This is a genomic window from Streptomyces sp. NBRC 110028 (genome assembly GCF_001417735.1).
In the GTDB taxonomy this organism is placed as follows: Bacteria; Actinomycetota; Actinomycetes; order Streptomycetales; family Streptomycetaceae; genus Streptomyces.
Genome location: NZ_BBUZ01000054.1, coordinates 32,007 through 42,667, shown reverse-complemented (window position 1 = coordinate 42,667; position 10,661 = coordinate 32,007). Strand labels below are relative to the sequence as shown.

Sequence of the window (10,661 nt, the reverse complement as noted above, 5' to 3'; positions counted from 1 at the left end):
GCGGCACTAGCGGGAGACCATCGCGGGCGCGGGCTCCTCGGTGGCCGGGGCCGGGGCCTGGACCGGTGTGACGCCGCGCGGCTCGGCCGCCCGGCGGACGCGGCCGCCGTCCTCCCGGTGGGACGGGTCGCGGACCTCGCCCACCAGCATCTCCAGCACGTCCTCCAGCGCGACGAGCCCCAGCACCGCGCCGGACGCGTCGGCCACGGCCGCCAGGTGCGAGGCCGCCCGCCGCATCGCGGTGAGCGCGTCGTCCAGCGGCAGCTCGGCGCGCAGGGTCTCGATCGGGTGCCAGACCCGCTGGGGGACGGCCCCCTCGGGGGCCTCCAGGTCCAGGACGTCCTTCACGTGCACGTAGCCGATGAAGGCGCCACCGGCGCCGCGCACCGGGAAGCGCGAGAAGCCGGTCCGTACCGTCAGCTCCTCGATCTGCCGTGGCGTGACCGAGGGGTCGACGGTGACCAGGCCCGCCGGGTCGAGGAGGACGTCGGTGACCGGGCGGCTGCCCAGCTCCAGGGCGTCCGCGAGCCGTTCGTGCTCCCCGTCGTCGAGGAGCCCGGCCTGCCGGGAGTCCTCGACCAGATGGGTCAGCTGCTCGCTCGTGAAGACGGCCTCCACCTCGTCCTTGGGCTCGACCCGGAAGAGTCGCAGCACCAGCCGGGAACAGGCGCCGAGCAGCGCGGTGACCGGACGGCACAGCCGGGCGAAGCCGACGAGGCCGGGAGCGAGCCACAGCGCGGTCTTCTCGGGCGCCGCCATGGCCAGATTCTTCGGGACCATCTCGCCGATCACCAGGTGCAGGCAGACGACGACGGCGAGCGCGATGGCGTAGCCGAGCGGATGGACCAGCCCCTCGGGCAGGTGCACCACGTGGAAGACCGGTTCCAGCAGCTCGGCGACGGTCGGCTCGGCGACCGCGCCGAGGGTCAGCGAGCAGATGGTGATGCCGAACTGCGCGGCGGCCATCATCTGCGGCAGGCTCTCCAGCCCGGTGAGCACGGTACGGGCCCGCGCCGAGCCCTCGGCCGCCCGTGGCTCGATCTGGCTGCGGCGCACGGAGACCAGGGCGAACTCGGCGCCGACGAAGAATCCGTTGGCGAGGACCAGAAGAGCGGCGAAGAGGAGTTGGACGAGGCTCATCGCTCAGCTTCCTTCTCGGCTACGGCTTGGGCTTCGGCTTCGGCTTCGGCTTCGGGTTGGGCTACGGCTTGGGCGGCAACAGCGGACCCGGCACCGGCACTCGTACCCGCTCCGGTCCGGACGATCCGTACCCGCTCCGCCCGGTGGTGGCCGACCTGCCGGACGGCCAGCTTCCAGCCGGGCAGCTCGGCGGTGTCCCCGGGGACGGGAATCCGGGCGAGGAGATCGGCGATCAGACCGGCCACCGTCTCGTACGGCCCGTCGGGTACCTCCAGACCGATCCGGCGCAGGGTGTCGACGCGGCAGGCGCCGTCGGCGTCCCACGCGGGCCGGCCGTCCTCGGCGACGGTCTGGGCCAGGTCGGGCGTGTCGGCGGCCTCGTCGTCGTGCTCGTCGCGGACCTCGCCGACCAGCTCCTCGACGATGTCCTCCAGGGTGACGACACCGGCCGTGCCGCCGTATTCGTCGACGACCACGGCTATCGGCTGCTCGCTGCGCAGCCGCTCCAGCAGCGGCTGGACGGGCAGCGTCTCGGGGACCAGCAGCGGGGGCTGGGCGATGGACCCGGCGGGGGTGCGCAGCCGCTCGCCCGCGGGCACCGCGAGGGCGTCCTTGAGGTGGACCATGCCGATGACCTCGTCCAGGCGGTCGCGGTAGACGGGGAACCGGGAGAGCCCGGTGGCCCGGGTGAGGTTGAGCACGTCCACGGCGGTGGCCGTGGACTGCAGCGCGCTGACCCGCACCCGCGGGGTCATCACGTGCTGCGCGGTGAGGTCGCCGAGCGAGAGGGTGCGGACGAACAGGTCCGCGGTGTCCTGCTCGATCGCCCCGGCCCGCGCCGAGTGGCGGGCCAGCGAGACCAGCTCACCGGGGGTACGGGCGGACGCCAGCTCCTCGGTGGGCTCGACGCCCAGCGCCCGCACCAGCCGGTTGGCGACCGTGTTGAGCAGGGCGATGACGGGCCGGAAGAAGTGGGCGAAGGCGGACTGCGGGCCCGCGACGAAGCGGGCGACCTGCAGCGGCCGGGAGACCGCCCAGTTCTTGGGCACCAGCTCGCCGATCACCATCTGCACGGCGGACGCCACCAGCATGCCGAGGACGACGGCGACGCCGGAGACGGCGCCGTGCGGCAGCCCCACCGCGGACAGCGGCACGGTCAGCAGATGGCCGAGCGCGGGCTCGGCGAGCATGCCGACCACCAGGGAGGTGATGGTGATGCCGAGCTGGGTGCCGGAGAGCTGGAAGGACAGCTCGCGCAGCGACTGGACGACGGTACGGGCGCGCCGGTCGCCTTCTTCGGCGGCCCGCTCGGCGTCCGGCCGCTCGACCGTGACCAGGCCGAATTCGGCGGCCACGAAGAAGCCGTTGGCGAGGATGAGGACGAGTGCCGCGGAGAGCAGCAGGAGAGACAGGGTGACGCTCATGCCGCCGCCTTGAGGTCAGCGGCGGCGCGGGTACTACAGGACGATCCGTCCATCTCTGGAGGGAGTCACTCCTCGGGTCGCAGGGGAGGCCCGCCGGCTGCGCGCGCGGCGCGCGGGCAGATCGAGACGGGGCGGGGCATCGTTCGGCCCCGGCAACAGAGTAAACAAGGTTGGGCGGTTACGGGCAGGCCCCCACCGTCAGGACGTGCCGCCGCCCGTGCCGTGGTGTGCCGCGAGGGCGCGCAGGGTACGGGCGTCGTCGATGGCCTGTGCCTTGGCCATGCCCACCTGGATGCCCATCGCGGGCAGGCTGGTGCCGTCGGCGAGGTCCAGGTAGACCCAGGCGTCGCCGGGCCGCAGATTGACCCGCAGCACCTCGGCCCACTCCAGCCGACGGGTGGTGATGAGGTTGACCACGGTCACCCCGGCCTCGTCGGCCACCACCTTGGGGCGGCTGAACAGCGCGAGACCCGCGAAGAACAGCAGCCCGGTGACGACGAAGCTGAGCTGCTCGCCCGGGGACAGGTTCTCCAGGAGCAGCCCGACCGCCGTGAGGGCGACGACGAGGGCGGCGCCGATGGTCAGCAGGATGACCCGGGTGCGGGTCGGCCGGAAGGTGACCGGGAGGGCGGGCGGCTGGGCGGCGGCGGACACGTGTGATGGGTCTCTCTCGGGAGAGGCGGAGTGCGAGGGGGCGGGGGAAGGGCCGGGCTCAGAGGCGGCAGGCGTGGATGCCCGTGGTGAGGATCGCCCGCGCCCCCAGCTCGTACAGCTCGTCCATGATCCGCTGTGCGTCCTTGGCGGGGACCATCGAACGGACGGCGACCCAGCCCTCGTGGTGCAGCGGGGAGACCGTGGGCGACTCCAGGCCGGGGGTGAGCGCCACGGCCCGCTCGACCTGGTCGACCCGGATGTCGTAGTCCATCATCACGTAGCGCCGGGCCACCAGGACGCCCTGCATCCGGCGGAGGAACTGGCGCACCTTGGGGTCGTCGGAGGGGGCGCCGGTGCGGCGGATCACGACCGCCTCGGACTCCAGGATCGGCTCGCCGATGATGTCCAGACCGGCGTTGCGCAGGGTGGTGCCGGTCTCCACGACATCCGCGATGATCTCGGCGACGCCGAGCTGGATGGCGGTCTCCACGGCGCCGTCCAGGTGGACGACGGCGGCGTCCACCCCGTGGTCGGCGAGGTGCTTGGTGACCAGGCCGGAGAAGGAGGTGGCGACGGTCATCCCGCCGAACTCGCTCACGTCGGTGGCCGTGCCGGGCCGGGTGGCGTAGCGGAAGGTCGACCCGGCGAAGCCGAGCTGCAGGATCTCCTCGGCCTGGGAGCCGGAGTCGAGCAGCAGGTCACGGCCGGTGATGCCGATGTCGAGGCGGCCGGAGCCGACGTACACGGCGATGTCGCGGGGGCGCAGGAAGAAGAACTCGACGTCGTTGTCGGAGTCGACCAGGACGAGTTCCCTGCGGTCCTTGCGCTGCCGGTAGCCCGCCTCATGGAGCATCGCCGACGCAGGCTCGGACAGTGAACCCTTGTTGGGGACGGCGATGCGCAGCATGAGGGATGTTTCCTTCGTACGAGGGGTGGGTGGTGAGCCGGGGTGGTTCTAAAGGTGGGCGTAGACGTCGTCGAGGGTGAGCCCCTTGGCGACCATCATCACCTGGAGGTGGTAGAGGAGCTGGGAGATCTCCTCGGCGGCCGCCGCGTCGCTCTCGTACTCGGCGGCCATCCACACCTCGGCGGCCTCCTCGACGACCTTCTTGCCGATCGCGTGCACACCGGACTGCAGCAGCTCGGCGGTACGGGAGGTGGCGGGGTCGGCCGTGGCGGCCTTCTGCTGGAGCTCGGCGAAGAGCTCCTCGAACGTCTTCTTGGACATGGTGTGCGCCATCCTACTTGTGCCGGACGGCACAACTTCGCGCAGGGCACCGGCCTCAGGGTGAGGTGACCGACCTGAGGGTGACGGCGGTGGCGACGGCGGCGGTGACCGCCTCATGGCCCTTGTCCTCGCTGGAACCGGCGATTCCGGCGCGGTCCAGGGCCTGTTCCTCGGTGTCGCAGGTCAGCACGCCGAAGCCGATGGGGACGCCGGTGTCCACGCTGACCTGGGTGAGGCCCTGGGTGACGCCCTGGCACACGTAGTCGAAGTGGGGTGTGCCGCCGCGGATCACGACGCCCAGCGCCACGACCGCGTCGTAGCCGCGGTCCGCGAGGACCTTGGCGACGACCGGCAGCTCGAAGCTGCCGGGCACCCGCAACACGGTGTGCTGGGCGACGCCCAGCTCGCCGAGGGCCCGCCGGGCGCCGTCGACCAGGCCGTCCATCACCTTCTCGTGCCACTGCGCGGCGATGACGGCCACGCGCAGGTCCCCGCAGTTCTCCACGGACAGTTCGGGGGCACCCTTACCGCTCACGTCACTCCTCAGGTCTTTCGTACGTACGGGTGGATCTACTGGCGGGTGGTTCTACTGGCTGCCGCAGGCGGACACGGGCTCCGGGCTCTCCGCCCGCGGGTCGCCCTCCAGCCAGGGCAGGTCGTGCCCCATCCGGTCCCGCTTGGTCCGCAGATAGCGCAGATTGTGCTCCCCGGCCTGGACCGGCATCGGCTCCCGGCCGGTGACCCGCAGCCCGTGGCGGACCAGGGCGGTGGTCTTCTCGGGGTTGTTGGTCATCAGCCGCAGGGAGCGCACGCCCAGGTCGGCCAGGATCTCGGCGCCCGCCGCGTAGTCGCGCGCGTCGGCGGGCAGGCCCAGCTCCAGGTTGGCGTCCAGGGTGTCCCGGCCCAGCTCCTGGAGCTGGTACGCGCGCAGCTTGGACAGCAGCCCGATGCCGCGCCCCTCGTGGCCGCGCAGATACAGCACCACGCCACGGCCCTCGGCGGTCACCCGCTCCAGGGAGGCGTGCAGCTGGGGTCCGCAGTCGCAGCGCAGCGAGTGGAAGACGTCGCCGGTCAGGCATTCGGAATGGACCCGGACCAGCACGTCCTCGCCGTCGCCGATGTCGCCCTGGACGAGCGCGATGTGCTCGACGCCGTCGTCGGTCGCGCGGTAGCCGTACGCCTGGAAGTCGCCGAAGGCGGTGGGCAGCCGGGTGGTGGCCTCGCGCCGCACGGCGGGCTCGGCGGCCCTGCGGTACGCGATCAGGTCGGCGATGGAGATGATCGCGAGGTCGTGCTTGTGGGCGAAGGCGACCAGACCGGGCAGGCGCAGCATCACCCCGTCCTCCCCCGCGATCTCGCAGATCACGGCCGCCGGACGCAGTCCGGCCAGCCGGGCGAGGTCGACCCCGGCCTCGGTGTGGCCGTCGCGGGCGAGCACACCGCCGGGGCGGGCGCGCAGCGGGAAGATGTGGCCGGGGCGCACGAAGTCGCCGGGGGTGGTGTCCTGGCCGGCCAGCAGGCGCAGGGTGGTGGCCCGGTCGGCGGCGGAGATGCCGGTGCTGACGCCGTGTTCGGCGGTGGCGTCGACGCTCACGGTGAAGGCGGTCCGCATGGACTCGGTGTTCTCCTCGACCATCTGCGGGAGCCGCAGCCGGTCGAGGTCGTCGGCCTCCATGGGCGCGCAGATCAGTCCGCGGCACTCGTTCATCATGAAGGCGACGATCTCGGGGGTGATCGTCTCGGCGGCGGCGATGAGGTCGCCCTCGTTCTCCCGGTCCTCGTCGTCCACGACCACGACGGGGCGGCCCGCCGCGATGTCGGCGATCGCCCGCTCGACGGAGTCCAGTGCCAGTTCGTCGGGCGGCCAGGTGCCCGTGGGGTCCTCGTCCTCGGCCACCGCTCGCGGCCGCGTCGTCGCGTAGGCGTCGCTCATGACACTGACACTCCTTCCATTGCGGGTGTGGGCGCGCTCGGGGACATCCGGGTGTTCCCGGTACGGGAGCGCAGCCACCAGTCGCGCGCGCCCCACAGGACGAGTGCGAAGTAGATGACGTAGACGAGGCCGGAGAAGGCCAGTCCGCTGCTGAAGGCGAGCGGGACGCCGACCACGTCGACCAGCATCCACGCGAACCAGAATTCGATCAGGCCGCGGGCCTGGGCGACCATCGCGGCAAGGGTGCCGACGAAGATGTAGGCGTCGGGCCAGGGGTTCCAGGACAGTTCGGGGACCGCGGTGAACAGGGCGCCGACGGCGAGCGTGCCGGCCGCGAGGCCGCTGAGGAGCGCCGCGCGCTCCCGGCCGGTGGCGAAGCGGACGGCGACCGCGCCGCCCTCGTCGCGGCGGCCGCGCCGCCACTGCCGCCAGCCCCAGGCGGCGACGCCGATGACCAGGAGCTGCTTGCCTACGCCGCCGCTGAGGTGTGCGGTGGCGTAGGCGGCGACCAGGACGACGCCGGAGGCGAGCTGGGCGGGCCAGGTCCACAGGGAGCGGCGGCTGCCGAGGGCGAGGGCGATCAGACCGATGGTGTTGCCGATCGCGTCCGACCACAGGATGTGCTGGCCGAATATCTCCCCGGCCTCGGCGCCCAGCCAGTCGAGGGACATCATTCGATCACTTCCTTGCCCGTGCTCCGGCCGGCACCCTGGTCCGTGCCGCCGTGGGCGAGCAGGCGCTCGACGTATTTGGCGAGGACGTCCACTTCGAGGTTGACCGCGTCGCCGGGCTGCTTGACGCCGAGGGTGGTGAGGGCGAGCGTCGTCGGGATGAGGCTGACGGTGAAGTAGTCGGGGCCCGCGTCCACGACGGTCAGGCTGATGCCGTCGACCGTGATGGAGCCCTTCTCGACCACATAGCGGCCGAGTCCGGACGGCAGCGAGATCTTCACGATCTCCCAGTGCTCGGACGGCTTGCGCTCGATGAGGGTGCCGGTGCCGTCCACATGGCCCTGGACGAGATGGCCGCCGAGCCGCCCGCCGAGCGCCATGGGGCGCTCCAGGTTGACGCGGGAGCCGACGGTGAGCGCGCCGAGACTGGAGCGGTTGAGCGTCTCGGCCATCACATCGGCGCTGAACCGGCCGTCCCCGGTGTCGACGACGGTGAGACAGACGCCGTTGACGGCGATCGAGTCGCCGTGCCGCGCGCCCTCGGTGACGACGGGCCCGCGCACCTGGAAGCGGGACGCGTCGCCCAGGTTCTCGACGGCGACGATCTCACCCAGTTCTTCGACAATTCCGGTGAACACGTCAGTTCTCCTCGGCGAGGGTGGTGGTGGGTGCGGTGGGGACGGCCGGGACGGCGGTGACGCGCAGATCGGGACCGAGCCGGGTGACGTCGGCCGTCTCGAGGCGCAACGCCCGCGCGATCGTGGTGATTCCGGCGTCGGCGAGGGCGGCGGGGCCCGCGCCGAGCAGTACGGGGGCGAGATAGCCGACGACCTTGTCGACGGCGCCCGCGGCGAGGAACGCCCCGGCCAGGGTGGGCCCGCCCTCCAGCAGGACGGAGCGCACGCCACGGTCGTGGAGGGCGGCGAGGAGCGCGGCGATGTCCAGCCCGCGCCCCGCTGCCGCGCGGGGCAGCCGCAGGGTTTCCGCCCCGGGCGGCAGCTGCCCGGTGTCGGCGTCCCGGGCCACGGCCACCAGCGTGGGCGCGGCGTCGTCCAGGATGCGGGCGTGGCGCTTCAGGGCGGTCGCGTCGGTGTCGACGGCGACCCGCAGCGGCTGGGTGACGCCGTCCCGGTCGCGTACGGCCAGGTGCGGATCGTCGGCGCGCAGGGTGCCGGAGCCGACGAGCACGGCGTCCGCCTCGGCGCGCAGCCGGTGCACATCGGCGCGGGCGGGGGCGGAGGTGATCCAGCGGCTGGTGCCGTCGGCCGCCGCGCTGCGGCCGTCCAGGGTGGCGGCGTACTTCCACAGCACGAAGGGACGGCCGCGGCGCATCGCGGTCAGCCAGGCCTCGTTGACGGCCGCCGCCTCGTCGGCCAGCGGCCCGGGCGCGACATCGACCCCGGCCGCGGCGAGGGTCGCGGCGCCGCCGCGCGCCTGGGCGGTGGGGTCGGCGACCGCGTAGCGGACGCGGGCGATCCCGGCGTCGATGAGCGCCCGGGCGCAGGGTCCGGTGCGGCCGGTGTGGTTGCAGGGTTCGAGGGTGACCAGTGCGGTGCCGCCGCGGGCCCGCTCCCCCGCCGCGCGCAGGGCGTGCACCTCGGCGTGGGGGCCGCCGGCCCGCTGGTGCCAGCCCTCGCCGGCCTGCCGTCCTCCGGCGTCGAGGATGACGCAGCCGACGACCGGGTTGGGGCTGGTGTGGCCGAGGCCTCGGGCGGCGAGCTCCACGGCGCGGCGCATCGCGCGGGCTTCGGCCGCTGCGGTTGCCGCTGCTCCGGCTGCGGGGGCCACCGGGTCCTCCTGCCTCTTCGGGCACGGACTCCGGGGCTGTCGGAACGACACTGGAGCGGGAACGCCGCCGCCGGGGCGCCGGGATCGCCGCGTACGGCCCGCGCGGGGAGCGCGGCCGCCACGATGACGGCGCACCGGTGATGTCGCTACCGCCGCGCACTGCCTCCCATCCGGACTTTCACCGTCGGTCCAGGAATTTCACCTGGTCAACCGGCCGCTGGCGGCGGACGGGTCGCGGACTGTAACCGCCGGTTCGGATTTTCACCGACCCCGGAGTGCGCTGACGTCACTGGTACGAGGCCAGTGTGCCACGGCAATCAGCGCAGGTGGAGGTGGGGCCGGTGTGGGCTGGCTCACCCGGCCCGGCGCCCGGGCGCCCCTCCCCCACCCCGCCCCTGGCCAGCCCTTGGCCAGCCCCTGGCTAGCCCTGCGCGATGCTGTCGAGCTGTTCCACCGCGGGGCGCAGCGGCCACAGGTCGCCGCCGGGCGGGATCTGGAGCTTGCCGAGGGCCGCGCGGGCCCGGCGGTCGCCCGCGTCGGCCGCCGCGTGCACCAGGTCGCTCGCGGCGTACGCCCTGAACTCCAGGTCGGGGTACGGCCAGGGCTTCGCCCCGGTGGCGGCGGGCAGCAGGAAGTCGACGGCCTTGAACAGGTTCGACCCGGTGGGGCCGGTGTAGTGCCACAGGTCGACGCCGACGTGCCGCCCCACGGCCGCCATCCGGGTGCAGGCGACGAGGTTGAACGTGGAGTAGTGGAAGCTGCGGGTGCGGGCGAGTTCCTGGGGCTGGCTGCCGTCGGCCGCGATCTGGGTGTCGACGCGCTTGGTCCGGGCCTCGCGCAGCACCGTGCGGGCGAGGTCCCGGTCGCCCACGGCGGCGGCGAGGGCGGCGACCTGCATGTCGGAGAAGGTGCCGTGGTTGTTCCCGGCGGCGCTCTCCTCCTTGCCGAAGTCGCTGTTCACCAGCCAGTCCAGGAACTGCTTGTTCCAGGTGCGGAAGCCCGCGTGGTCGCCCTTGGTCCAGCCCGGGGCGCCGGTGTCGAGGATGGCGGCGGCGTCCAGGAGGCTGGTGAAGCCCTGGGAGAAGTCGATGATGCCGATGGAGCGGCCGTCGTACGCGCAGGGGATGAACTGGGCGTGGTTCAGGCTGGGGTTCATCCGGGTCGCCGGGGTGACGAACCAGGTGCGCAGGATGTCGGCGGCGTGCTCGGCGTAGCCGCGCTTGCCGGTGTAGTACCAGGCGAGGGACAGCTCGTAGGCGGATTCGAAGACCTTCCCGGCCTCGGGACGGTCCGTCATCTTGTCCACATCGGGATTCCGTTGGCCATCCTTCTGAACATAGGGGCAGCCATACGGATTGTCGTCGGTCCTGGGCCTGCTCGGCCACCAGTACGGGGCCTGGCTGAAGTAGTCGTGCTTGTCACCGCTGGGCGGCACCTGGTCCTTGTCGGTGACGGTCCACGGCCCCTGGGTCATCCACTGGTCGGCCTGGGTGGTCAGATCGCGCAGGGTCCGCTTCAGCCCCCGGTCCCCTAGCTGGAGTTTCAGCTTGGTCAGCGCCAGCCTGGAGCCGTCGAGCACCACCGTGTCCGGCACCCGCCCCGCCCATCGGCCGCGCTCGGCCCCATGGGCGGACGGCGCCGGGAGGGCCGTCAGGAGGGCGAGCAGCACGGCGAGGGCGACGATCGCGCGAGGGGAGCTCCCGCGCTCCGCCGGAGTCGCAACCATCGAGCACTCCAATCAGATAGCTGAACGATATTCAGTATCGAGATTGGACGTCAGAGTAGAGACGGGCCATGACCACGACAAGAGATCGTGCTGAAAT

11 protein-coding genes and 1 riboswitch are annotated in these 10,661 nt (G+C 72.7%); all 11 genes read right to left on the bottom strand.

All coding sequences use genetic code 11. The annotated features are described in order from the left end of the window. Positions 1 to 6: 6 nt before the first annotated feature. Positions 7 to 1,140, bottom strand: a complete 1,134-nt coding sequence (locus ASC60_RS35935) for a hemolysin family protein (protein WP_055557919.1) — start codon at positions 1,138 to 1,140, stop codon at positions 7 to 9. Continuing rightward, complete coding sequence (locus ASC60_RS35930; protein ID WP_055557918.1) at positions 1,137 to 2,564, bottom strand: hemolysin family protein; 1,428 nt, start codon at positions 2,562 to 2,564, stop codon at positions 1,137 to 1,139. The genes ASC60_RS35935 and ASC60_RS35930 overlap by 4 nt, the downstream gene beginning before the upstream one ends. A 198-nt stretch (positions 2,565 to 2,762) precedes the next feature. Then, the gene (locus ASC60_RS35925) at positions 2,763 to 3,218 is read right to left on the bottom strand and encodes a PH domain-containing protein (protein ID WP_055557917.1); all 456 of its coding nucleotides are present in this window, start codon (positions 3,216 to 3,218) and stop codon (positions 2,763 to 2,765) included. 58 nt (positions 3,219 to 3,276) lie between these two features. Then, positions 3,277 to 4,125, bottom strand: a complete 849-nt coding sequence (hisG, locus tag ASC60_RS35920; protein WP_055557916.1) for an ATP phosphoribosyltransferase — start codon at positions 4,123 to 4,125, stop codon at positions 3,277 to 3,279. Positions 4,126 to 4,173: 48 nt separating this feature from the next. Beyond that, a complete protein-coding gene (locus tag ASC60_RS35915) occupies positions 4,174 to 4,458 on the bottom strand; it encodes a phosphoribosyl-ATP diphosphatase (RefSeq protein WP_009713585.1) in 285 nt (94 codons plus the stop codon). Positions 4,459 to 4,501: 43 nt separating this feature from the next. After that, on the bottom strand, positions 4,502 to 4,981 hold the full coding sequence (gene ribH / locus ASC60_RS35910; protein WP_055557915.1) for a 6,7-dimethyl-8-ribityllumazine synthase: 480 nt from the start codon (positions 4,979 to 4,981) through the stop codon (positions 4,502 to 4,504). A 51-nt stretch (positions 4,982 to 5,032) separates the two neighbouring features. Further along, positions 5,033 to 6,379, bottom strand: coding sequence for a bifunctional 3,4-dihydroxy-2-butanone-4-phosphate synthase/GTP cyclohydrolase II (locus ASC60_RS35905; RefSeq protein ID WP_234357277.1), 1,347 nt, complete (start codon positions 6,377 to 6,379; stop codon positions 5,033 to 5,035). Beyond that, the gene (locus ASC60_RS35900) at positions 6,376 to 7,053 is read right to left on the bottom strand and encodes a nicotinamide mononucleotide transporter family protein (RefSeq protein WP_055557914.1); all 678 of its coding nucleotides are present in this window, start codon (positions 7,051 to 7,053) and stop codon (positions 6,376 to 6,378) included. Before ASC60_RS35900 ends, ASC60_RS35905 begins: the two co-directional genes overlap by 4 nt. Beyond that, entirely contained in the window at positions 7,050 to 7,688 is a 639-nt protein-coding gene (locus ASC60_RS35895) for a riboflavin synthase (RefSeq protein ID WP_055557913.1), read from the bottom strand. The genes ASC60_RS35900 and ASC60_RS35895 overlap by 4 nt, the downstream gene beginning before the upstream one ends. Position 7,689: 1 nt before the next feature. Continuing rightward, entirely contained in the window at positions 7,690 to 8,787 is a 1,098-nt protein-coding gene (gene ribD / locus ASC60_RS35890) for a bifunctional diaminohydroxyphosphoribosylaminopyrimidine deaminase/5-amino-6-(5-phosphoribosylamino)uracil reductase RibD (protein ID WP_055557912.1), read from the bottom strand. Between the two features lie 203 nt (positions 8,788 to 8,990). Beyond that, positions 8,991 to 9,121: riboswitch (FMN riboswitch) on the bottom strand. A 138-nt stretch (positions 9,122 to 9,259) separates the two neighbouring features. Further along, positions 9,260 to 10,564, bottom strand: coding sequence for an alginate lyase family protein (locus ASC60_RS35885; protein ID WP_055557911.1), 1,305 nt, complete (start codon positions 10,562 to 10,564; stop codon positions 9,260 to 9,262). Positions 10,565 to 10,661 lie beyond the last annotated feature (97 nt).